Here is a 25,207-nt window from a genome sequence, read left to right as displayed (position 1 = left end):
TTATTTATGTATAGAAATTTTTAAGTATAAAAGTTTGTTATATCAAAAAATTAAAGTTGAAAATGGAGAGTTGAGAATGGAGAGTTGGAGCTTTATCCTATAACTCCCCGCAAGGGGCGCCTTCCAGGTGTCAACTTTCAATTCCCCGTAAGGGGCACCTTCCAGGTGTCAATTTTCAACTCCTCCGAAGGCAGTGTGGCGTAGCCACTTTGTTCTATCTAACTAAAATGAAGGAGGCGCTATATATGAGAGTTTTAAGTAGTATACCTAAAAAAGATGGATTTAAAATGCCAGGAGAATTTGAACCTCATGCGGGATCTTATATGCTTTGGCCTGAAAGGACTGATAATTGGAGAGCTTTGGCAAAGCCTGCTCAAAAGGCTTTTGTAGAGGTAGCTAAAGCAATTGCAAAGTTTGAGCCAGTTACAATGGGAGTTAGCGAAGCGCAGTATGATATTGCACGGGAGATGCTTCCAGATTATATAAGAGTGGTTGAAATAGCTAATAATGATTCCTGGGTTCGTGATTCGGGACCTACCTTTATTAAAAATAAAGATGGAGCTGTTAGGGGAATTGATTGGGGCTTTAATGCTTGGGGTGGCTTAATTGATGGACTTTATTTTCCCTGGGATAAGGACGAAAAGGTTGCAAGAAAGATATGTGAAATAGAAAGAAAGGATATTTATGAGATAGATAATTTTGTTTTAGAGGGCGGTTCTGTACATGTTGATGGAGAAGGGACAGCTTTAGTAACGGAGGAATGTCTATTAAGTGTTGGAAGAAATCCTACTAAGACAAAAAAAGAAATTGAAGATACCATTAAAAATTATTTGAATGTAGAGAAGGTAATATGGCTTAAAAGAGGGATATTTTTAGATGAGACAAATGAACATATTGATAATATAGCTACATTTGTAAAGCCAAGTATTATTGCGTTAGCTTGGTCAGATAATGAAGAGGATCCTCAGTATGAATTATCTTTAAATTGCTATGAAATATTAAAGAATGAAACTGATGCTAAAGGACGAAGCTTTGAAATTCATAAGATTTTAGTACCAGAACCTATGTATATTTTACAGGATGAATGCTTAGGAATAGAGATGGTAATAGGAACTAAAAGTAGACATGAAGGTGAAAGATTAGCAGCATCTTATATAAATTATTATGTTGCGAATGGTGGTGTAGTTATGCCTATATTTGGTGATAAAAATGATATACTTGCAGTAAATAAAATTAAAGAACTCTATCCTGATAGAGAAGTTATTCCCATATATACAAGGGAAATATTGCTTGGTGGAGGAAATATTCATTGTATAACTCAACAAATACCTAAATAAAATAGAAGGGAGGAGTTTGAAATGAGAAGAGTTAAAGTAGCAGTAACCCAGATGGCTTGTTCTTGGGACTTAGATAACAATATAAAAAAGGCAGAAGTCATGGTAAGGGAAGCATCTGAAAAAGGAGCTAATATAATATTACTTCAAGAATTATTTGAAACACCGTACTTTTGTCAGCAGGAGAAATATGAGTATTTAAAGTTAGCAACTACTCTTGAAGATAATAGGGCAATAAACCATTTTAAAAAAATAGCAAAAGAGCTCAAAGTGGTCCTCCCTATTAGTTTTTTTGAAAGAGCAGGGAATGTAACATTTAATACTCTAGCAATGATAGATGTTAGTGGAGAGATTTTAGGAATATATCGTAAAACTCATATTCCAGATGGACATAGTTATGAAGAAAAATTTTATTTTTCCCCAGGAGATACAGGATTTAAGGTCTGGAATACAGCCTATGGTAAAATTGGAGTAGGAGTATGCTGGGACCAATGGTTCCCAGAAGCAGCAAGGGGCATGGCACTTCTTGGAGCTGAAATATTAATGTATCCAACTGCTATAGGTTCTGAACCGATTTTAGGTGAGGACAGTCAAACACATTGGCAAAGGGTTATGCAAGGCCATGCAGCAGCAAATATTATGCCTTTGATTGCATCCAATAGAATAGGGACAGAAATAGATGAAACGTCCATGACATTTTATGGTAGTTCTTTTATAGCAGGACCTACAGGAGAAATTATAGCACAGGCAGATAGAAAAAATCAAACTGTTTTAGTGGCTGAATTTGATTTAGATAAAATAAGAGAAAAAAGACAAGGCTGGGGAGTGTTTAGAGATAGAAGACCTGAAATGTATGGATCTATTATGAGCATGGATTCAAGTAAATAAAGGATTGTAAATAGATTTATATTTTTATAAATCTATTTACAGTCCTTTATTGTTTATTAATTAATTTTAAAACTATAAGAACCCTATTAATGTTAGTATAAATTTTTTCATTTAAAAGGATAATAAGAATATTAAATATTATTTGGAGACCAAAAAGAGTAAAATCTCTGAACCAAAGAGGGAAATATTGCCAAGGAGGAGAAAGATGAAAAAAATTAAGAATATATTAACAGTTACTATGGTTGTAGTAATTATTACTTCTATATTATCAGGTTGTGGTAAGAAGATAATAGAAAGTAGTTCAAAGGTTGTTGAAGGGAGACCGGCAAAAGTAGGTGTATTAGTGAACAGGGGCAAGGTCAATTTTATACCTTTGATTGTTGAAAATTTAGAAAGAATTCAAAAAGAAAATCCAAATAAAGTTAAGTTTTTTGTTCTTGATGCTAATGAAAATCAAGCTGAACAAGATGAATATATTGATAAATTGCTTAAAGAAGGGGTGGATCTTATATTATTAAGTATATCTGATATAACAGCTTCAGAAAGAGTAATTAATAAAATTAAAGAATACAACGTTCCAGTAATTTTCTTTAATAGGGAGCCAGTTATAACAGATACTATTAAATCTTATGAAAAAGCCTTTTATGTAGGAAGTGATCCAAAGGAAATTGGTACTATGCAAGGCGAAATTCTTGTTGATGCGTGGAATTCTAGGAAAGCAGTTATAGATAGAAATGGAGATAACATAATGCAGTATATTATATTACAAGGTTTCAAAGACAATTTTGAAACAATTGGAAGAACAAAATATTCGGTTTTTGCAATTAATAATGCAGGAATAAATACACAGGAACTTGCATCATCAATTTCTAACTGGGATAAAGAATTAGCAAGGCAAGCTGTTGCAGCTTTTCTTTTAAGTCAGGGAAACAAAATCGACGTAATAATTGCAAATAATGATGGTATGGCAGAGGGGGCTATTGAAGCATTACAAACATATGGTTATAACTTGGGGGATAAAGCAAGAACAATTCCAGTAGTTGGAGCTGATGGAACACCAGCAGCCCAAGAATTAATTAAAAGGGGTTTCATGGAAGGGACAGTAGTTCAAGATGCAAAAGCTATGGCTGAAGCCATTTATACTATTGGAATGAACTTGGTCTCTGGTAAGAAACCTCTTGAGGAGACACAATACAAAGTTGATGATACTGGAGTTTCTATTCGTATACCTCTTAAAAAATATGTAAACAATTAAGTCTATTTACAGTTCTTGATAATTTTATTAGGTACTTTTAACGATAGAGGAAACCTAGTATTTTTAGTATAAATTTCTTAATTAAAAAGAATAATAATATTAAATCAGAATTCGAGACTAAAATACTAGGATTTCTGCACTGTAATTCGGATATTGGCATGGAGGCAAGAATGATAAAATTAAAGAAAATATTAATAATTACGCTAGTTATATTTATGATAAATTCTATATTAACAGGTTATGCTGAAAAGATGGTGATGACTAACTCAAGGGTTGTTGAAGGAAAACCTGTGAAAGTAGGAGTATTATTACTGGATTTTACTGATGATTTCATTTCTTTAATTGGCCGAGATCTGGAAGAGATTCAAAGAAGAAATATTGACAAAATTGAGTTTACTTTCTTTGATGGTAAGGGAGATCAAACTATACAAGATGAGAACCTTGATACACTACTTAAAACACATGTTGATCTTATTTTATTGAATTTAATTGAGGTGAAAAATGCGCAACCAGTTATTGATAAAATTAAACAAGCTAATATTCCAGTAATTCTATTTCAGAGAGAACCAATTACAATAGAGCCTATTAAATCTTATGAAAAAGCTTATTATATAGGAACAGATTCAAAAGAAGCAGGCATTTTACAAGGACAAATCCTTGTTGATAAATGGAACACAGATAAGACCTCTATAGATAAAAATAGGGATGACGTAATGCAATATATTATATTAAAAGGTGAAAAGGATAATCTAGAAGAACTTGAAAGAACGAAACATTCTATATTAACAATTAATAATGCAGGAATAAAAACAGAGGAACTTGCATCAACATATGCTAACTGGAATAGAGAATTAGCTAAAGAGGCTATTTTATCGTTTTTTCTAAAATATGGAAATAGAATTGAAGTAATAATTGCAAATGATGATACTATGGCAGAAGGAGTTATTGATGCCTTACAAACGTATGGTTATAACAAGGGAGATAAAACTCCAACAATTGCAGTTATTGGAGTTGATGCATTGCCATCAGTTCAAGAGTTAATTAGAAAAGGAATTATGACAGGTTCTGTTCTTCAAGATGATCGTGCTATGGCAGAAACTATGTATACTATGGCAATGAACTTAGTTTCTGGTAAGCCACCTCTTGAAGGGACACAATATAAATTTGATGACACCGGAGTTGCAGTTCGTATTCCTTACCAAGAATTTAAAATAAGTGATTAAGTTTATATATATTTACGTACTGTGATTAAACCTATCATAGGGAGGTTAAAATGAAAAAAATAAAGAAAATACTAATAATTACTATAGTTGTAGTTATGATAAGGCCTATATTAATAGGGGTTAGCCAAAAAGTGGGAGCTAGTTTAAGCATAACTGAAGGAGAGCCTGTTAAAGTAGGAGTATTATTAATAGATTTTACTGATGATTATATTGCTTTACTTCGGCAAGATTTAGAAGAGATTCAAAAAAACAATGAAGGCAAAGTTGAATTTACTTTCTTAGATAGTAAGAATAATGAAGTTATACAAAATGATAATCTTAATACATTAATTCAAAACCATGTTGATGCTATATTATTAAATATAATTGAGGTAAAAAATGCACAACAAGTTATTAATAAAATTAAAGAGGCAAATATCCCAGTAATTCTATTTAATAGAGAACCGCTGGCAGTAGAGCCTATTAAATCTTATGAAAGGGCTTATTATGTAGGAACCGATGCAAAAGAAGCTGGTATTCTACAAGCAAAAATTCTTATTGATAAATGGAATACAGATAAAGCAGCTATAGATAGAAATGGGGATGGCATAATGCAATATATTATGTTAAAAGGAGAAAAAGATAATATAGAAGCAAAAGAAAGAACAAAATATTCAGTTTTAACAATTAATAACGCAGGAATAAAGACGGAAGAACTTGAATCTCGATTTTGTGACTGGAATAAAAAATTGGCTAAAGAAGCTATTTTATCAATTTTTCTAAAATATGGAAATGGAATTGAAGCAATAATTGCAAATAATGATTCTATGGCAGAAGGTGCTATTGAAGCATTACAAGTGTATGGTTATAACAAGGGAGATGAAAGAAAAAATATATCAGTAGTTGGAGTTGATGCAATACCATCAGCTCAAGAATTAATTAGAAAAGGGATTATGGAAGGATCTGTTCTTCAAGATCAAAAGGCTATGGCTGAAGCTCTTTATACTATTGGAATGAACCTAGCTTATGGTAAAAAACCTCTTGAGGGCACCAATTATAAATTTGATCAAACAGGAATCGCAGTTCGTATTCCTTACCAAGAATTTATAATAAACAAATAATTAAGTCTATACTTTATTCAATAGTAAAAAGTCAATTAATGTTTTAGTAGCAATAGAAAGGTAATTAGAATTTTTATAGATAATTCCAATATACCTAGGTGGAATATTTATGTTAAGAGGGAGCTCAACTAGGCTTCCTTCTTCTAATTCTTTATGGACAAACTCTCGAACAACAGAGGTGATTCCAAGACCGATTTTAACACACTCTATAAGAAAATCCATATTACTAGCTTCTATATCTGGAGTGATTTTAAGGCCTTGAGTTGCAAAAAAATTATCTATATGGTGCCTTGTAACATTAGGGGATTCTAAAAGCATAAAAGAACCTTTATCAAAAAGATCCTCCATGGAGGAATAATTCAATTTATCTAAATATTCAGCACTAGCAATAAAAATATCATGCATTTGACTAAGCTCTATGAATTCCAACTCAGTAGCTTTAGTATCAAGACCAACTATAGCTAAATCAAGAGATCCTTCCCTAACTAATTGAATTGTGTCTAGGGTAGGTTTATTTATAATGTTTACCTTGAAATCAGGATATATTTTCACGAATTTTTCAAATCTAGGTAGAAAATAATTTTTGCCTATGGTAGTACTTAACCCTAAACTAATATAGCCTACCTCTTTGTTTTTAATTTTTTCTAATATATTTTCACCTAAAAGAAATTCTTCAAAGCCATTTTTAATGTATAGATAAAAAAGCTCTCCTTCAGGGGTTAGAGAAACTCCTTTAGAACTCCTTATAAATAAAATTGTATTAATATTATTCTCAAGCACTTTAATAGATTTACTTACTGCTGGCTGGGAAACAAATAGTTTTTCTGCAGCAGCAGATATACTTTTACAGTTTGCAACGGTATAGAAAACTTTATATAGATTTAAATCACTGATCATAACATAACTCCTATTCATAGTATTAATAATTAATATATATCTATATTATACCATATCTGTTTAGAACAAAATAAAACAATAAATGACAAAATATGATATGATTTATATAAGAGTAATATGTGTAGAGCCATTATTGCGAAATAAACTAGGGGGAATTTATGATAGAATTTATGATAATATTCGCAATAATTTTAATTGTGTGTATAGTAACGAGTAAGGCACTCCATAAGTTTGGAGTACCTATTCTTTTAGTATTTATAGTGCTTGGAATGTTGTTTGGCACAGATGGCATCGGAAAAATAGCTTTTAGTAATTATAAAATGGCCCAGGAACTATGTTCGTTAGGACTGCTGTTTATAATGTTTTATGGAGGTTTTTGTACAAATTGGAAAAGAGCGAAACCTGTTGCGGTTAAGTCAATACTTATGTCAACTGTAGGAGTTGTCATAACTGCAGGACTTACAGGGGTATTTTGTTATTATGTTATTAATACCTCGTTTTTAGAGGGATTACTTATAGGTTCGGTAGTTGCATCTACAGATGCTGCATCGGTCTTTGCAATTTTGAGATCACAGAAATTGAAGCTAAAGGGAAGTCTATCTTCCGTATTAGAGGCCGAAAGTGGAAGTAATGACCCCTTTGCATATCTTTGTACAATTGTAATACTTACTCTAATGAGCAACGGAGGTTTTGATACAATAATACCTATTTTTCTAAAACAAATTGTTTTTGGACTTGTCATTGGTTTCTTGTTAGCTAAGGGTACAGTTTATTTTTTAAGAAAGGCAAACTTTGATATTGACGGATTTTATGCAATATTTGTTACGGCTATTGCTATTTTATCCTTTTATCTAAGTGAATGGGTTGGAGGAAATGGTTTCTTAAGTGTTTACATTTCAGGTATTATTCTCGGGAATAATCGAATTCCTCATAAGAAGAGTTTGATACATTTCTTTGATGGTATATCATGGATTATGCAAATAATATTATTCTTTATGTTAGGTTTATTAGCATTTCCATCAAGGTTGCCTGCTGTGCTTTTTACAGGGGTAGCTATTTCTATATTTTTAATTTTTGTTGCTAGACCTATAGCCACCTTTAGCATATTGAGCTTCTTCAAGGTTCCAATAAAGGAACAAGTATTTATAGCTTGGGTAGGACTCAGAGGAGCAGCATCAATAGTTTTCGCCATTTTTGCTGTAAATTATGATGTGGCAGTAACTAGTGATATATTCCATATAGTATTCTTTGTTGCTTTATTCTCAGTAGCAGTTCAGGGAACTCTTTTACCAAAGGTAGCAAGGAGCCTTGATTTAGTTGATAATAATTCAACAGAAGTAAAAACCTTTAATGACTTTAAAGGAGAAGAAAGCACTCAATTAATAGAAGTGCCAATAGATAAGGATAGTAAATGGTCTAATAAAAGCATAATGGATGCTGATATTCCAGAAGAAATTCTTATTGTTATGATTAAGAGATTTGGGAGAATTATAGTACCAAAGGGGTCTACCTTAATTTTACCAGGGGATATCTTAGTCTTAAGTGGAAATGATCTGAGTAGTTTAATTTCATAGAAATTATTATGTTTTTAAATATATAAATCTGAGAAGTAATTGTAAAACTCCTCAGATTTTTTTGCTTCAGTAAATTATTTACATAGAGTATAAAGATCTAAGGGGAATGCAGCAATGAGTATACAATATACAAAAAACAATAACTAGCATGCAATATGTGGTAAAATGGATATGATGTAATAAAGTGGGCTTATATACGTAATAATTATATAATTAAGGAGAGATTTAATGAATACATGGATTAATGAAGCTGTTTTTTATCATATTTACCCTTTAGGATTTTGCGGAGCACCTCAGTATAATGACAATGGCGAAACTATTAATAGGATAAAAAAGGTTATAGATTGGATACCACATCTAAAAGAACTTTCAATAAATGCTATTTACTTTGGACCAATATTTGAATCCTCAGAACATGGATATGATACAAAGGATTATGTAGAGATAGATAGAAGGCTTGGAACTAAGCAGGATTTTAAAGAAGTATGTAAAGTTCTTCAGGATAATGATATAAAGATTGTGCTAGATGGAGTTTTTAATCATGTAGGAAGAGAATTCTGGGCATTTAAGGATGTTCAAAAAAATGGACAAAATTCTAAGTATTGTAGTTGGTTTCAAAACCTTGATTTTACAAGAAACAGTCCCATTGGGGATTCTTTTTGGTATGAGGGATGGCATGGGCATTATAGCTTAGTTAAGCTAAATATTAATAATCCAGAGGTAATAGAGCATATTTTAAAGGCAGTAGGTAACTGGATTGATGAATATAATATAGATGGAATAAGGTTAGATGCAGCGGATGATATGGATAAAAAATTCTTCAATAAACTTAAAAGTTATTGTATTGATAAAAAAGAAAATTTCTGGCTTATGGGAGAAGTAATCCATGGAGATTATAATCAATGGGCTAATAGGGGAATGCTAGATTCTGTTACAAATTATGAATGTTATAAAGGTATATACTCTTCCCATAATGAAAAAAATTATTTTGAAATCGCTTATTCATTAAACAGACAATTTGGGCAAGGTGGAATGTATAAGAATTTAGTTCTATATAATTTTGTAGATAATCATGATGTAAATAGGATTGGAAGCATCCTGAAAAAGAAAGAATATTTATATAATGTGTACACTTTACTATTAACAATACCAGGGGTTCCATCAATTTATTATGGAAGCGAATGGGGAATACAGGGGATTCATAAAAATGATTCGGATGCAGAGCTTAGAGCTTGCCTTGATTTAGAAAACATAGAGGGAGAGTATGAAGGATTAGCTATCCATATAGGAAAGCTTTGCAAAATTCATAGAAACCTTAAAGCATTAATGTACGGAGATTTCAATCAGGTTGTAACTAAAAATGAACAGTTAATATATAAGAGAGTTTATAATAATGAAACTGTTTATATTGCTTTGAATTTGGCAGATAAGGCTACTACTTTAGATTTCTACTTAAGTAATAATAGGGTATTAGTAGATAGGCTTAATAATAATCAGATTATTAAAGCCAATAATAATACTATAAAACTTAATGTACCAGCTTATAGTGGATGTGTTTTAGAAGAAATAGAAGAAAATTTGGGGATAACTAAGGAGTAGAATATGATTTATAATGAGTTAAAAGAAAGATGGTGGAGAACTTCAAGTTTATTTAAACTTACGACAGAAAAAACTAGTTATTTTCAAAAAAAGAAAAAACAAAAGCAATTTGATGTAGTAATAGATAAAGTAAGTGAATATGTAAAGTCTATGCCAAAGGAAGAATCTAAAAGAGATCAATGGGAAAAGGATGGGGAGACTCTTTTAGATGAATTTATTGAAAAGGATTCTATATTAAAAATGCAATATATAGAAGAAAAATTAAAAGAAGGTATTTCAAAAAGCACTAAAGAATTTATAAAAGCAGCTAGAGATTTTGATAAAAAACTACCAGGTGAAGATATTGGTCAAGCTATGAGAAATGTTTGGATTATAAATATGCTTCAAGCGGTTTTTCAGGATAATATCAAGTTTTCTAGAGCTATATTTGGTTATAGTATGCTTTACCCATATACTGATAATTACTTAGATAATACAAAGATATCTAAAGAAGATAAAAAACAATTTAATAATAGATTTTCTTTAAGATTAAAAGGAAAGAAAGTTTTAGACCAGAACAGATATGAGGAAAAAGTATATAAGCTTGTTGATAATATCGAAGAAGTATTTCCAAGGCTAGAATTTCCAAGGGTATATGAAAGCTTATTGAAAATACAAGAAGGCCAAATTAAAAGCCTAATGCAACAAGAAACAGTAACTGTTCCTTATGATACAGATATAATGGGTATTTCTTTAGAAAAGGGAGGAGCCTCTGTTTTAGTTGATGGATATTTAATAAGAGGAGATTTAAATAAGGAGGAAGAGGAGTTTTGTTTAGGATACGGATTTTTACTTCAAATAGCTGATGATCTTCAAGATGTTAAGGAAGATTTAAAGAATAGCCATATGACTATAATGTCTCAGCTTGCTGGAAAGTATGACCTTGACCCATTAGCTAATAAGTTAATTAATTTTACAGTGGATTTTATGGATAACCACAACTGTCTTAAAGGCAAAGACAATCTAAGGGAACTAATAAAAAACAATTCATTAATGCTTATACTATTTTCAATTATATTAAGTAGAGAATACTTTTCGGATAAATATGTTAAAAAGATTGAGGGCTATTTACCATTTACCATAGAATATATAGAAGGCTTAAAGGACAAATTAAGTAGGAAAATAAATAGGAAGGATGTGCAAAACTATGAGCAAAATAATTAGAGATGGACATATGCATTCTCATTATTGTCCCCATGGAACTAAGGATGAGTTTTATAAATATATTGATAAAGCTTTAGAAAATGGACTTGAAGAAATTACTTTCACAGAACATTTAGCACTGCCGGAAGGATTTATAAATAAAAAAATAATAGAAGAAAGTGCTCCAAGCATAGAAGAAATTGAAAAGTATTTTGAAGAATTGAAAGAAATAAAAAATCTCTACAAGGATAAGATTAAAATAAATATTGGAGTAGAGGTAGATTATATTGAAGGGTTAGAGGAAAAAACTATAGAAATTTTAAATAGATTCGGTAACATTATAGAAGACAGCATACTTTCTGTACATTTTCTTAAGCTTGAGGATAGATATCATTGTCTAGACTATAGTATAGAAGATTTTAAAGAATTAATAGAGCTGTTAGGAGGAATAGATAAAATTTATGATAAGTATTTCGAAACTTTATTGAAGTCTATAAAAGTAGATTTAGGTAAATTTAAACCAAAAAGAATAGGACATCCTACTTTAGTTAGAATATTTAATTTACAATATCCCTTTGAATATAAAAATAAAAAGCTATTAGATGAAGTTGTAAAGGCAATAAAGGATAGAGGATATGAGATAGATTATAATACAGCAGGACTTAGAAAGCACTATTGTGGTGAGGTTTATCCATCAGGATATTTTTTTGAATTAGCTGAAAAGTATAAGGTAAAAATGGTTTATGGCTCTGATTCTCATACAGCCTCAGATGTAGGAAGAGACTTTTAGTTTAAATATGTATTAACATTAGGATAAGAATGATATAATATAATGCAATATGAAGTATATATTGTTTTAACTGAAAAGTCTTAAATTTGTATACAAAACATGTACACGGTTAGAGGGGAAGATATAAATGTTAAAATACGAACAAATCGCTTTAGATATAAAACAAAAGATAAGTGAGGGGTTTTTTAAAGCAAATGATCAATTACCTCTTGAAAAGGAAATGTGTATTCAATATGATGTTAGTAGAATAACTATAAAAAAAGCTATGGATCAACTTGTTATGAATGGATTAATAGTTAAACGTAGAGGATCAGGGAGTTTTGTTAAAGATGTAGATGATAATGAAGTAACTGATTTAAGTACATCTCATCAATTTTTGGGATTTTCAAATGCTTACAAGGATAAGAAAATACTGTCAGAAGTTATTGAATTTCAGATAATTAATCCTACTGAAGAGATAGCAAACAAATTAAAAATGGAAGCTGATGGATTTGTGTACTATATTAATCGCGTAAGATACGCAGATAATGAACCCTATGTAGTAGAATATACATATATGCCTATAGATGTAATACCAGGAATAAAAAGAGAAGTATTACAAGAGTCAATTTATCGTTATATAGAGGATGAACTTAAGCTTAATATAAAAAGTGCACATAGGACTATACGAGCAATATTACCTTCTAAGCTAGAAATGGGATATTTAAAGATAGGGGAAAACTTTCCTCTACTACAGATTGAACAAATTGGATTTCTAAATAATGGACAGCCTTTTGAATATTCTAAATCAAATCATAGAAGTGATACATTTGAATTTAAGAGTATAAGTGTTAGATAGTAATATAATTAAGAAATTAATTAAAATAAATCTATTATAGCTAAAATAAAGGAGCTTTTATCATTAATGATAAAAGCTCCTTTGTTCTATTGTATCTTTGGAAATTATTAGAGGATTTTACTATTTTATAAAGAAGATATTAATATAAACATAATTTTAAGCATAATGGGGGATAAAAATGGAAACAAGAATAGAAAATAAGAAATATCATATGGTGAATATAATGAGATTGGTATGTGCTTTATTAGTTATAATAATTCATACAAGTGCATTTATTCAATTTGGCGATGTGGCAAAATATATAACAAGTGATGTTATTGCAAGAATTGCAGTGCCATTCTTCTTTGTTACCTCAGGATTTTTCCTAGCTGTTAAAATAAATGAAGAGGGATATATAAAGAAACACATAAAAAAATTAGTTGTAATATATTTAATTATTACAGTAATAAGCGTGATATTGTTATTTCCCATTATATTATATACGGTATCTACTAAATCTAATGGGGCTGTAGATGTTTTTATATTGATTATTAAAAGTCTTTTTGTTAATGGATCTTCACCAGCATTATGGTATTTTCCAGCTTTAATATTATCATCTATATTTGTATATATATTTGTGAAGAAAGACTGGATTAAACCTTTAATAGGATTTAGTGTTTTATTTTTTGTTATTGGATTAATGGGGGATAGCTATCAGAATTTAATAATAAACACACCGTTAATGAAAATTGTAGATATATATAATGGAATATTTGATTTAACTAGAAATGGATTTTGTATAGGGGTTCCATTTATAACAATAGGTGTATTAATAAATAAATTTAATTTGAAAGAAAAAATAAATCATATAGGAAGATTGATTTTTGTATTTTCGTCAGTGTATGTATTGGAAGCTTATATAGTAATTTCTAATGGGATTTTTAGAGATACTAATATTTATATATCTTTAGTATTTATAGTGCCATTAATTTTTATATGGGCTATAAACTCAAAAATCGAGATTTCAGACAGAAAGTCTAATTTATTAAGAGAAATGAGTATATGGGTATACGGACTTCATGAAATAATCCAAATTGGTGCTTTAGTGTATTTAAAGATTAATACTAAAGCTACAGTTTTCTTTTACATTATGGTAGCTTGTATAACAATTTTCATAGCATATATTATATCAAGTAAACGGGTAAAAGATCCTGTACAGAATAAAAAAGCTGAAAGAAAAATCCCAGTAATCTGCCTTTTAATAGGTTGTGTTATATTAGCATGTTTTTCTGCCGTTGGAGGAGAAAAATCAAATGTAAATGATGAAAATAAAAAACTTTTCGAAAAAACTGAAGGAAAAGAATCATCTAGTGTAGTAGGAGCTTTATATAAAATATCAGACGAGGATAGTAGTTTATATATTTATGGAGGAATTAGCTACGGAACTGAGGATATGTACCCTTTAGCACCTGTTGTAGAAGAAGCTATAAATAATTCAGAAGGATATGCTATAGATAGTATCCCTACAGAAGAGGATCTACAAAATTTGAATAAATTAATTTATTATGAAAAGGATAAATTAGAGGATCATGTAAGTGAAGAAGCAGTAGATATCCTAAAGGAGAAAATGGAAATTGTGAAATTCGCAACTTCCTATGAGCAGACTCAAAGTGTAAAAGCGTCTTATATGTCAGCATATATTAATAATATTTATTCTATGTCCTCTGAATTTAAAAATGAATATGGTATTAGTAATTATATAAAATATAAGGCTGAAAAACAAAATAAAGATATTATAGGCTTAACAAGTCCACTACTTAGTGCAGAGGAGTATTTTAATAATTCTAATGAAGAGGACAATGCCTATATGATGCTTGTAAAATACATGAGTGAAGATGATTATGCTCAGGCAAAATCAATATTAGAACTTTGGGAAAAGGGTAATATTGAAGAGGCTTATAGTAAAAGAGATAAAAAGAAATTATCTAACGAAGCGGATCAGAAAGATTATGATAAATACATCAGTATTATAAAAGAAAATGAGGATAATGATTATAAGATTTACACAAATGAAATCACTACAAAGATCGATGAATTACTAAAAGCAAATAAAGATTATTTTGTTTCAATAGGTTATAGGAATATAGAAGGAGAAAACAATGTAATTGCTCAGCTTGAAGCTATGGGATATAAGGTTTCAAAAATAACAAATTAGTAAAAATATATAAAAGTTCTAATATTGTACCATAATAGTACAGTATTAGAACTTTTTATTATATAATGATTTAAAGAGATGGGGGAGTGTTATGGAGGAGAAAATAAAGAAAAGTATTCTTGTTATAGATTATATAGTTCTAATTGTAGCTATGATTGTAAGTACTTTAGTAACTTCAGAGAAAAACCTACAAATACTCTTTATTTATGGAGTATTTTTGTATTCTTTTACCTTTAGAAATTACTACATATATTCTAATAAAAAAAGATTCAAAAATATAAATTACATTATAGAAACTATTTCAATAATTAGCATTGCAGTAATGGATAATAGCTTTAGTTATATTGTGATTTTTGCAATCATAGTAGAGGGAATGGTATTAGAACTAGAGATGAAATTTTCACTTATAGGGTTAATGATTATAAATATTTTAGTATTTATTTTAACACACGTAAAAGTATTTGGTGATTATAGTAAATCTTTAGGGGTTATGATAGTAGTTATTCCTTTATATTTACTAATATATTTAATCTTTTATTTAGTAGCCTATTTAATTAAACAAAATAGAATTATAGAGAATTCCTTAAAGGAAATAACTGTTAAGAAACTTGAAAAGGATAATTTATATGATAATTTAAAAGAAGCCTATGAAAAGATAGAAAGTATTACAACCCTAAAAGAAAGAAATAGAATAGCAGCTGAAATACATGATACTGTTGGACATACTTTAACAACAGTTCTTATAGAAATCGAGGCATCAAAAAGATTGATGAATAAGGATAATAAGGACAAGTCTATAGAAAAGCTAAACTTAGCCCAAGGGCAAGTGAGAAAGGGGCTAAACAGTATAAGAAGTTCTGTAAGATTACTTGCAGATGGGTCGGATATTTTAAACTTTTATAAGTCAATAAATGCTGTGATAAATCAATGTGAAATAAATTCAGATGTTACTATAGAAAGGGAAATAAATGAAAATATTTTTATTCATGAAGAGTACAGAGATATAATTATGTCTGCTTTAATGGAGGGCTTATCAAATGGCCTAAGGCATGGTAATAGTAATCAATTTAAATTTAAGTTGATTGAAGAGATGGGGAAAGTATTATTTAAGCTTAAAGATAATGGAAAAGGGACAGGTGTAATTCTGCCTGGTTTTGGCTTAAAAAGCATAAGGCTTAGAGTAGAAGAGCTTGAAGGAGAATTATTAGTAAGTTCTAGAGCAGAAAGTGGATTTACATTGAGTTTCAAGTTACCAATTAAAGCAAAGGAGTAGAGGAATGGATAATATAAAAATATTAATAGTTGATGATCAAACATTAATGAGGGATGGATTAAAGACAATAATAGATCTAGAAGATAACATGAAGGTAATAGCTACAGCTGAAAATGGTGAAGAGGCTATCAATGTATGCAAAAAAAACCTTCCTGATGTAATCTTAATGGATATTAGAATGCCTGTATTAAATGGGGTTGAGTGTACAAAAATAATTAAGACTTTGTATGAAAAAGTTAAAATATTAATATTGACTACCTTTGATGATGAGGATTATATTATTGATGCCATAGCTAATGGGGCTTCTGGATATATTCTAAAGGATATTGAGGGAGATGATTTAATAAAAGCTATTAATGATGTTTATAAAGGCTCGTTTATGATGCCTTCCCAAATTGCACTAAAGATTGCTAGAAAGTTAAAAAACACTACAAATATAACAAAGGAGCAAAAGAAAAGTTTAAAAGGCTTCTCAGATAGAGAGATTGAAATAGCAAAGGCAATGACTTGTGGATTAAGTAATAAAGAGATTTCAGCTACCGTATTTATTTCGGAAGGGACAGTAAAAAATTATGTTAGTAATATTTATTCGAAGTTAGGAACCTCAGATAGAACTGTTGCAGTATTAAAGCTAAAAAAATGTTTGGAATAAAAACTCTAAGGTTTATATAAAAGCCTTAGGGTTTTTATTATGACTGGGGTAACTATCATATGACTAGGTTTATTAATAAAATAAAAGTATAGATTTTTAAAGGAGGTAGCAAATGAAACCACTATCGTCAATAATATATGCAAAAAATAATAAAGGAAAAACTTTTTCTTCCATGCAAGCAATAGTTATAGCAGTTTTTTTCATAATGATTTTATATACATTTTTTCAAACTATTGAAGTCTTACAAACTAATAAAACTATAAAACCAATGGAGTATTCTAACACAATTGCCTCATTAGATGAGAAGGATATTAATAAAGAAACATTAGATGAAATAAAGGAAAAGGATATGGTCGATTACATTGTTCCTACTAGCAATATTTATACTTTAAGATATATGATGCCAGGTATTTCAGATAGGACAAAGGTACTTGGGCTTAAGGAAAAGGATATGAGTACTTTTTTAGAAAAGCAAAATATGGAATTAATATCAGGAAGGTTGCCTAAAGAAGGTGAGAAAGAAATTGCTATAAGTGAATTTAGTTCAAAAAATAGAAATTCTAATATAGGAGATATGGTAGGTACTGATATTAATGAATTTGATACATTGCCAGGAAGTTTTGAAATCGTTGGTATCCTTAAGGGGGACGGATTCTATTCCATCTGTCCATGGAAGGAAGATGAGTTTTCAGGGAAATATTTTATATTTCCTAAGGAAGGACAAATTGATAAATTAGGAACTTATCTAGAAAGCTTTGATAAGGGAAAATTTGATATAGCTACATTAGAAAAAACTAAGGTTGATTTTGATAGTAGTATGGATATTATAAAAACTTTAGACCTTATAACTATAATATCTCTAGTTGTAATTGTTATAATTGTTGGAATTTCAAAATATGCAGAGTTCTTAAATAGAAAAGAAGAAATCGGGTTATTAAATGCTTTAGGCTATAGTAAAGGGCATTTATTAAAAAGAGCCTTTTTAGAAGTTTTAGTTATAAATATTTTAGGCCTGCTAATTGGAATATTAATTAGTGTAGGAGTAAATGCTCTGATAAAACAAGGCTTATGGAGTAAGCTGGGAGTTGACTTAGCACTTTTATTTACTTGGAAATCAATGTTTATGAGTCTGTTATTAGCAATGTTTACAACACTATTCACTTTAATTCCTATTAATAATTTAATTAATAAGATAGATCCAATAAAAACAGTAGAGGGAGATTAAAGATATGATTAAATTAGATAATGTAAATTTAGTATATGACATAGATAAGGAAGTTCAGACCTACGCCCTAAAGAACATTAATTTAACAATTGGAGATAATAGGCTGGTTGGAATAATGGGACCATCAGGAAGTGGCAAAAGTTCTTTGCTATATTTAATGGCAGGACTCAAGAAAGCGACTTCAGGAAAGATTGTTTATAACAACACTGAAATTATTGTTTCTAAAAGAGCTAATGGTGGAGAATTAAGACTTAAGGAATTTGGCTTTATATTTCAAAGACATTTCTTAATTGAATATATGACTGTACTACAAAATGTCTTAACTCCTATAAATAGTTATAGTAAAGAGGATATAAATAAAGCGTTAGGGCTTTTAGAAGAATTAAATATAGAACATTTAGCAAAGAAGAAGCCTAGTCAGTTATCAGGAGGTCAAAGGCAAAGAGTTGCAATTGCTAGAGCTTTAATTAATGATCCTAAGGTTATATTTGCAGATGAATTAACGGCTTCACTAGACCATAAGAGCGCAAAGGAAGTAATGAAAGTATTAAGTAAATATAAAAATAAGTCTTTAATAATAGTAGTAACTCATGATCCATCAATTTTGGAAGATGCAGATGAAATAATTAACATTTTAGATGGAGAAATTACTGGAGTTGAAGAGGTTAGAGGTGAAGTTATATGAAACCATTAAGTAGTCTTTCATATATTAGATCAAATAAAAAAAAGTGCTTACCAATATTTATCAGCACAATACTTGGCGTATTTTTAGTATATTTCTTTGGAATAATGCTATTTAGTAGTACTGAGAGTTTTAAAAATTCCATGGGAATTAGTTATAATAGTGCATTTGTATATTCAATAGATAATCTGATTAGTAATGATATTTTGGACAAAATAGAAAATGATGAAAATGTTAAGGAGATAATACCAGTTGCAGATGGTAAAATAAATATAAGGTTAAAGGCTCTTTTTGGAATGATGAGTAGCAATGAACTGGTGCTCTTTAATGAGGATGTTAATAAAGTATTAGAGAATGATAATTTAGAATTAGTAGGAAGATTACCTGAAAATAATAAAGATGAAATTATAATACAGGAATCTATAGCAAGACAAATAGGAGTAGAAATAGGGGACACCCTAGTTAAGGGAGAAGAGGAAAGTGTAAGTTTAGATAAAGATTATAAAGTTGTTGGATTAATAAAGGGAAATGAAAAAATATATATAACGTGCAATATAGGAGATATATCTAGAGAAGATGCAAAAAAAGTTTCTTTAATGTATCATTTGAAAGATAGTAATGATACAAGCCTTAATGATAAGATTAAAGAGATGTTACCAACGGGAACATCCATAGTTGATTATAATAAGGTATTAGATGAACTTAATGCTACAGTAAAATCATCTGTAGAGTTTTTATATATTGGAATTGTCAGTTTAATGATATTCATAATTTCTATGTCCCTAAAAAACCTTAATAAAATAAATCTAATAAATAGAATGGATGAGTTAAAGATATTAAATTCTATCGGATATAGCAAATTCTTCTTGATTATAAAGGTATTTAAGGAAAATGGATTAACAATTTTATTTGGAACGGGAGCGGGAATCATTATATCTATGTGTATAGTGGCAATTACTAATACCGTAGTTTGGATGCCACAAGGGAAAGAAGCATTGTTATTTTTAGCAAAACCAATAATTGCATCGATAATTGCACCTATATTAATTTGTATTTTATCTACCCTATCATCTATTAGGGTAATAAATAAAATCAATAAATAGTAAAAACTCCTCTTAATTTAGGATGATAATAATTCCTAAGTAAGGGGAGTTGTTTTATTAGAATAACTTTTTTATTTCATTAATTTTCAAAGTTGCAGCGTCATATCCATCCTGCCATCCTTGTCTTAAGTGAATAATGCCCTTTTCAAAGCTATTAATTGATTGAACTGCAGTTGGTCTTATGATTATAGCCTTACCTTGTTTTTCAAGGTCTTCGCAAAATCGTACAGTTTCATTGTAATGTATATGTCTAGTTAAAAGTGGCTCTACAAGGTTTGGAAATCTTTTTTTTATCAACTTTGCAGTAATTTTATTACCCTTTTCCAGTTTTTTTCTATATTCCTTAGGCCTTGTTAGTATAATAAGATGCTTTTTATTACCATCTTCCATTGCCTTTTTTACAGGAATTGGATCACATAATCCTCCATCATAGTAAAAGTCATTATTAATCTCTATTGCAGGGAAAAATATTGGGATTGCACAGGTTGCCCTTAGCATAAGCGATTTCTCATCTACATCCTTTGCATTAAAGTATTCTATTTTACCTGTTGTGGCGTTAGTAACTCCGGCTAGAACTGTACCCTCGTATTTTTGGAAGGTCTCCATATCAAAGGGGTTTAATTTATTTGGGATTTCATCAAAAACAAAATCTAGTCCAAATAAACTTTTACATTTAAAAAAGTTTCTAAAGCCTATATATCGTTTATCTAATCTATAATTTTCTAAAATGTCTAAGTTTCGTTTATATTGTTTTGATAAATAGGAGACTCCGTTTGTAATTCCAGCTGAAACTCCTATGCAGTAAGGAAACGTTATATTGTTATCTAATAGGGCATCCATTACACCTGCACTGAAAATAGGCCTAAAAGTGCCCCCTTCTAAAATTAAACTTGGCATAAATCCTCCTTTATATCTGTCATTAAGAACCTAGGTTAAGTATTACACTGTGGGTTCTTTTATTAAATTAGAAATAGTATTTTCAATAATAGATAAACCTTTTTGAATTTCATCTGTACTCACGCTGGCTATACTTAATCTTATTCCTTTTTTATAAAAAGAGTTACTCAAGAAAAATCTCCGGCCACTTCCGACGATCACATTTTTATTAGAAAGTTCTTTAACTAAGATATCTTCATTTATATTTTCAGGAAGTCTAATATAACTATAGAAGCCTGAATGATTACAAATTACCTCAGCTCCAAATTTTTCTAAAGACTTAAGGCCTTTATTTAGAACTAGATATTTTTTTCTAAGGTCAGTTGTAATTATATCACTATGCTTTTTTAATATTTTACTTCTTAAATATATCTCTAATGTTGCTTGAGATAGTAATGAAGCTGCGAAATATGATTTATAGCTAGTTGATATAATAGTTTTATTAAATAAAGCTATTAGATTGTTAGGAAGAATTATAAAACCTATTCTCATCCAAGGCATTATTTTTGAATAACTTTTTAAATAAATGATATGTTCATAATCTGAGTAGGAGAATATAGGGTCATAGCTTTCATCAAGATCTATATCGGAAAAATAATCATCCTCCACTATATAAACATCGTATTTAGTGGCAAGTTTAGCAATAGCTTTTCTCTGAGACTTTTTAAGGGTTGTTCCTAGTGGATTATGATGTCGAGGAATAATATAAAAAAATTTAATATCCTCTTCTTTAAAAAGTTTTTCTAAAGATTTGAGATCTATACCCGCTTCATTTCTTTCTATTCCTAGAATATTATAGCCTTGAGTACTTAAATTCTCTAGGAAATAGCCATAGGAAGGCTGCTCAATTAAAATTGTTTTCTTATTATTAGGAAAAGGTGCCTCGATTAAAAGAGCTAAAGCTTGCATAATACCCATATTAACTAATATATTTTCAGTTTTAGCAAAGATTTGAAACCCCGTAAGATAGTGAATTAAGGCTTCCTTTAAGGAAGCTACCCCATTTACTCCACTTTCTATAGAATTATTTGTATATAAATCTCCAGCCCAATTTAAGCAATGCTTTAAATCAGGAGTATTCATATCACCAATAACAGTATTGCCACTATAAAAATTAATAGTATCTGATTTTTTATCTGACATTTTAATCGTATTTTCTACTATAAAATATCCACTTTTAGGTGTGGAGTATATAATATGTTTATTTTTCAAGGTGTCATAGGCTTTAATTACAGTATTTTTTGAACAATTATATTTGTTGCTAAGCTCACGTACAGAAGGAATCCTTTTTCCTGTAGCATAGGAACCTGCTTTTATTTCATCTTGTATATCCTCAGCAATTCTAATATATAAATTTTTAATAAAATCACATCCTTAAAAACTGTTTGGGTACAGATTAAGAATATCATAAAAACTTGTAAGAAATAAAGGAAAGTAGTATAATTAAGTTAAATTAATAATATTTTGCGGGGGAACCACTTTGGTTGAGAAGATTAAAATCTGACCCTTTGAACCTGTCGGTTAATACTGTTGTAGGGAAGCACTGAGTTTATGATGATTAAGCTTGCTTTTGCAAGCTTTTTTTTTATTAATGCAATGGGAAGCTTAACAATATTTTTGTTAAGCTTCTTAATTTTTTAGGAGGTAAATATGAATTATACAACTCAAATGGATGCAGCTAAACAAGGCATCATAACAAAGGAAATGGAAATAGTAGCTAAAAAAGAGGACAAGTTACCTGAAGAAATAAGAGCACTAGTTGCTGACGGGAAAGTGGCGATACCTGCAAATATAAATCATAAAAGCTTAAGCCCAGAGGGAGTTGGACAAGGCTTAAAGACTAAGATCAACGTTAATCTTGGAATTTCAAAGGATTGTCCAGAATGTGATAAAGAACTTGATAAAGTAAGAGTGGCATTAGAAATGAAAGCCGAAGCAATAATGGATTTATCAAACTATGGAAAGACAGAAGGAATGAGAAGAAGAATAGTTGAAATGTCTACAGCTATGCTTGGAACAGTTCCAATCTATGATGCTGTAGGATTTTATGATAAGGAATTAAAGGATATAACTGCAGAAGAATTTTTAGCTGTAGTTGAAAAACATGGACAAGATGGTGTTGATTTCATAACAATACATGCAGGTCTAAATAGAGAAGCTGTTGAATCTGTAAAGAGAAATAGAAGATTGACTCATATAGTTTCAAGAGGTGGATCTTTATTATTTGCATGGATGGAATTAAATCATAAGGAAAATCCGTTTTTTGAACATTATGATGAGCTTTTAGATATATGTGCAAAATATGATATGACAATTTCTCTAGGAGATGCGCTAAGACCAGGTTCAATAAATGATTCAACTGATGCTAATCAAATAAGAGAACTTATTACTTTAGGTGAACTTACTAAAAGAGCCTGGGAAAAGAATGTACAAATTATAATAGAGGGGCCAGGTCATATGTCTTTAGATGAAATAAAAGCTAACATGATATTACAAAAGAAATTATGTTATGGAGCACCTTTCTATGTGCTTGGACCTTTAGTTACAGATATTGCACCAGGATATGACCATATAACTGCTGCTATTGGTGGAGCTATTGCTGCAACCTATGGAGCTGACTTTTTATGTTATGTAACTCCAGCAGAACATTTAAGATTACCTACTCTAGATGATATGAAAGAAGGAATAATTGCAACTAAAATTGCAGCCCATGCAGCAGATATTGCTAAGGGCATAAAAGGAGCACGAGATTGGGATAATAAAATGAGTCAAGCTAGAGCAGATTTAGATTGGAAAGCAATGTTTGATTTATCTATAGATCCAGAAAAAGCAATCAGATATAGAGCAGAATCAAAACCACATGATGATGAAAGCTGTACAATGTGTGGAAAGATGTGTTCTATGAGAACTATGAAGAAAATTTTAAATGGAGAAGATCTAAATATGTTAAGAGATTAAATAAAATAGGTTAGTTAAAAATCTCTAAGATAATTGAGTCAATCAATTATCTTAGAGATTTTTTTGATTCAATATATACAAAGGATAATTAGTAATTATATTATAGATTGCTAATTAGCCTAAATTTAAAATAGCTATTCTTTATATTAAGAGAAAAAACTTGAAAGAGAATCAAATATACCTGAGAAGAATCGTCCAAGCTTTGAAAAAAAGCCGGATACGTCCTCACTGCTTATCTTATCCTTTAATTCATTGGATACATTATTTAAGTCATCTTTTAAGGAGCTATAATCTAAGTCCAAGTCATTAATTTTACTCATTACAGATTTAATATTGGCTATATCCTCAGTACTTAGATCATAATCATATTTATCTATAGATTCATTTACTATAGTAGTTAATTCCTTATCACTACTTGGACTATCCTTAATTATATTTTTCTTTATTTCATTAATTAAGTTAGTTGCATCAGCTTGACCTATTTCATCACCAAGATCACCAGTTACAACTATCTCTTCATTCGCAGCTGTTTTTTTATTCTCATCTATCTTTTCACCTCCACTACTATTCTCAAAGCCTTTTAATATTCCAGTTAGAGCAGCGGTCCCAGATACTTTAAAAGGTGCAGATGCAACAACAGTAGCATTTTCAACTCCAGCTGTTATAAGAGCATTTTTAATCATACCTTCAGTAACCCAGGTAAGGTTATTGGTAGTTATATTTAATCCACCATTAGATGTAGGTTCAATATAAGAACAAGATATTGCTTTGTTTCCTAGTTGAGAAGCTGTTGCTACATTACCAAGGGCTTCGTATTCTTCTTTAGATGTAATTTCTAAAACATTAGCATCGTTTTTAGTAACCTGAAAATACAATAACATTTCATTTTTTTCACTTTCAGATAAGTTTGCTCCTAAGGTTACTACCTTAAAGGAGTCTGCATACACTGGTATTCCGAGAAATACAGTAGTAATGATAGTTAACGATAATAGGGATACTAGAACTTTAGTTATAAATGATATCTTCTTCATAAGAAATCTCCTTATTATTTTTTTATTTAATGTACATTATAACATATAGGAAATTATTATTTTTTATGCTTCTAGTACTTTTAACCTAGTTATTGAGTATAATAGTGAATATTTCATTAAAACTACACCTAGTGTATCAATATAAGAAATATGTGGAATAAGATTGAATTTGGGCGTTTTATAAACATGAGTCGGTTTAAATAGAAATTTGGTACAAGCTATAGAAAGTGCATGTGGTAAGATAGGTCTTGTCGCTAAGACAACCTAGAAAACAACAAAAAACGAATGTCGAAAAAGTTGTTGACAGGTCGAAAACAGAGTGGTAAGATAGTGAAGTCGCTTAAGAGTGGCAAACAAATTGGTCTTTGAAAATTGAACAGATATTAATTAAGTTAAAAACCAGCAATTCTTTTTTATGAGTAAGTTTTTGAGTAGATTAAACTTTTTATTGAGAGTTTGATCCTGGCTCAGGA

At 29.9% G+C, this 25,207-nt stretch carries 21 protein-coding genes, 1 pseudogene and 1 riboswitch; of the genes and pseudogenes, 17 read left to right on the top strand and 5 right to left on the bottom strand.

Annotated features, from left to right (window positions below; all coding sequences use genetic code 11):
• Positions 1 to 245: 245 nt before the first annotated feature.
• The 5 genes from aguA to CLVI_RS14030 all read left to right on the top strand — a co-directional run bounded on the left by aguA (position 246) and on the right by CLVI_RS14030 (position 5,800).
• Positions 246 to 1,337: an agmatine deiminase gene (aguA, locus tag CLVI_RS14050; RefSeq protein ID WP_106060762.1), complete on the top strand. Its 1,092-nt coding sequence runs from the start codon at positions 246 to 248 to the stop codon at positions 1,335 to 1,337.
• 21 nt (positions 1,338 to 1,358) lie between these two features.
• Positions 1,359 to 2,222, top strand: coding sequence for an N-carbamoylputrescine amidase (gene aguB, locus CLVI_RS14045; RefSeq protein ID WP_106060761.1), 864 nt, complete (start codon positions 1,359 to 1,361; stop codon positions 2,220 to 2,222).
• Between the two features lie 205 nt (positions 2,223 to 2,427).
• The gene (locus CLVI_RS14040) at positions 2,428 to 3,477 is read left to right on the top strand and encodes a galactose ABC transporter substrate-binding protein (RefSeq protein ID WP_106060760.1); all 1,050 of its coding nucleotides are present in this window, start codon (positions 2,428 to 2,430) and stop codon (positions 3,475 to 3,477) included.
• Between the two features lie 170 nt (positions 3,478 to 3,647).
• Complete coding sequence (locus tag CLVI_RS14035; protein WP_106060759.1) at positions 3,648 to 4,700, top strand: galactose ABC transporter substrate-binding protein; 1,053 nt, start codon at positions 3,648 to 3,650, stop codon at positions 4,698 to 4,700.
• Positions 4,701 to 4,750: 50 nt separating this feature from the next.
• On the top strand, positions 4,751 to 5,800 hold the full coding sequence (locus CLVI_RS14030; RefSeq protein ID WP_106060758.1) for a galactose ABC transporter substrate-binding protein: 1,050 nt from the start codon (positions 4,751 to 4,753) through the stop codon (positions 5,798 to 5,800).
• A gap of 6 nt (positions 5,801 to 5,806) precedes the next feature.
• Here the strand turns inward: CLVI_RS14030 and CLVI_RS14025 are convergent, their stop codons facing one another.
• Positions 5,807 to 6,697, bottom strand: a complete 891-nt coding sequence (locus tag CLVI_RS14025; RefSeq protein ID WP_106060757.1) for a LysR family transcriptional regulator — start codon at positions 6,695 to 6,697, stop codon at positions 5,807 to 5,809.
• Positions 6,698 to 6,855: 158 nt separating this feature from the next.
• Between CLVI_RS14025 and CLVI_RS14020 the strand changes: the two genes are divergently transcribed.
• From CLVI_RS14020 to CLVI_RS13970, 11 genes are all read left to right on the top strand, one after another.
• Positions 6,856 to 8,271, top strand: coding sequence for a potassium/proton antiporter (locus tag CLVI_RS14020; protein ID WP_106060756.1), 1,416 nt, complete (start codon positions 6,856 to 6,858; stop codon positions 8,269 to 8,271).
• Positions 8,272 to 8,499: 228 nt separating this feature from the next.
• The gene (locus CLVI_RS14015) at positions 8,500 to 9,870 is read left to right on the top strand and encodes an alpha-amylase family glycosyl hydrolase (RefSeq protein WP_106060755.1); all 1,371 of its coding nucleotides are present in this window, start codon (positions 8,500 to 8,502) and stop codon (positions 9,868 to 9,870) included.
• Positions 9,871 to 9,873: 3 nt separating this feature from the next.
• Positions 9,874 to 11,073: a hypothetical protein gene (locus tag CLVI_RS14010; RefSeq protein WP_106060754.1), complete on the top strand. Its 1,200-nt coding sequence runs from the start codon at positions 9,874 to 9,876 to the stop codon at positions 11,071 to 11,073.
• A complete protein-coding gene (gene hisJ, locus CLVI_RS14005; RefSeq protein ID WP_106060753.1) occupies positions 11,057 to 11,842 on the top strand; it encodes a histidinol-phosphatase HisJ in 786 nt (261 codons plus the stop codon). The genes CLVI_RS14010 and hisJ overlap by 17 nt, the downstream gene beginning before the upstream one ends.
• A 127-nt stretch (positions 11,843 to 11,969) precedes the next feature.
• Entirely contained in the window at positions 11,970 to 12,680 is a 711-nt protein-coding gene (locus CLVI_RS14000; protein ID WP_106060752.1) for a GntR family transcriptional regulator, read from the top strand.
• A gap of 178 nt (positions 12,681 to 12,858) precedes the next feature.
• Entirely contained in the window at positions 12,859 to 14,874 is a 2,016-nt protein-coding gene (locus CLVI_RS13995; protein ID WP_106060751.1) for an acyltransferase family protein, read from the top strand.
• A 91-nt stretch (positions 14,875 to 14,965) separates the two neighbouring features.
• Positions 14,966 to 16,147 carry a sensor histidine kinase gene (locus CLVI_RS13990; RefSeq protein ID WP_242980706.1) on the top strand — a complete coding sequence of 394 codons (1,182 nt, stop codon included), beginning with the start codon at positions 14,966 to 14,968 and terminating at the stop codon, positions 16,145 to 16,147.
• Between the two features lie 4 nt (positions 16,148 to 16,151).
• Entirely contained in the window at positions 16,152 to 16,799 is a 648-nt protein-coding gene (locus CLVI_RS13985) for a response regulator transcription factor (protein WP_106060750.1), read from the top strand.
• A 112-nt stretch (positions 16,800 to 16,911) separates the two neighbouring features.
• Entirely contained in the window at positions 16,912 to 18,024 is a 1,113-nt protein-coding gene (locus CLVI_RS13980) for an ABC transporter permease (RefSeq protein ID WP_106060749.1), read from the top strand.
• A gap of 4 nt (positions 18,025 to 18,028) precedes the next feature.
• Complete coding sequence (locus tag CLVI_RS13975; RefSeq protein WP_106060748.1) at positions 18,029 to 18,709, top strand: ABC transporter ATP-binding protein; 681 nt, start codon at positions 18,029 to 18,031, stop codon at positions 18,707 to 18,709.
• Positions 18,706 to 19,809 carry an FtsX-like permease family protein gene (locus CLVI_RS13970; protein ID WP_106060747.1) on the top strand — a complete coding sequence of 368 codons (1,104 nt, stop codon included), beginning with the start codon at positions 18,706 to 18,708 and terminating at the stop codon, positions 19,807 to 19,809. The genes CLVI_RS13975 and CLVI_RS13970 overlap by 4 nt, the downstream gene beginning before the upstream one ends.
• 57 nt (positions 19,810 to 19,866) lie before the next feature.
• Here CLVI_RS13970 and CLVI_RS13965 read toward each other — a convergent pair whose 3' ends face one another.
• The 3 genes and pseudogenes from CLVI_RS13965 to CLVI_RS18120 form a co-directional block, all read right to left on the bottom strand.
• A complete protein-coding gene (locus tag CLVI_RS13965) occupies positions 19,867 to 20,706 on the bottom strand; it encodes a patatin-like phospholipase family protein (protein ID WP_106060746.1) in 840 nt (279 codons plus the stop codon).
• A gap of 42 nt (positions 20,707 to 20,748) precedes the next feature.
• On the bottom strand, positions 20,749 to 21,888 hold the full coding sequence (locus CLVI_RS13960; RefSeq protein ID WP_146127337.1) for an aminotransferase-like domain-containing protein: 1,140 nt from the start codon (positions 21,886 to 21,888) through the stop codon (positions 20,749 to 20,751).
• A 30-nt stretch (positions 21,889 to 21,918) separates the two neighbouring features.
• Positions 21,919 to 22,086 (bottom strand): annotated as a pseudogene (locus CLVI_RS18120) (winged helix-turn-helix domain-containing protein); the annotation flags it as partial.
• A gap of 117 nt (positions 22,087 to 22,203) precedes the next feature.
• Positions 22,204 to 22,302: riboswitch (TPP riboswitch) on the top strand.
• Between the two features lie 93 nt (positions 22,303 to 22,395).
• On the opposite strand from CLVI_RS18120, the gene thiC reads away from it, so the two are divergent.
• Entirely contained in the window at positions 22,396 to 23,703 is a 1,308-nt protein-coding gene (gene thiC, locus CLVI_RS13955; protein ID WP_106060744.1) for a phosphomethylpyrimidine synthase ThiC, read from the top strand.
• Between the two features lie 146 nt (positions 23,704 to 23,849).
• Here the strand turns inward: thiC and CLVI_RS13950 are convergent, their stop codons facing one another.
• Entirely contained in the window at positions 23,850 to 24,734 is an 885-nt protein-coding gene (locus tag CLVI_RS13950; RefSeq protein ID WP_106060743.1) for a DUF1002 domain-containing protein, read from the bottom strand.
• Positions 24,735 to 25,207: the final 473 nt, after the last annotated feature.

Origin of the sequence: Clostridium vincentii, assembly GCF_002995745.1 — a bacterium.
GTDB lineage: Bacteria > Bacillota > Clostridia > Clostridiales > Clostridiaceae > Clostridium > Clostridium vincentii.
The sequence above is the reverse complement of the archived record's forward strand: the minus strand, read 5'-3'. Positions and strand labels throughout refer to the sequence as shown.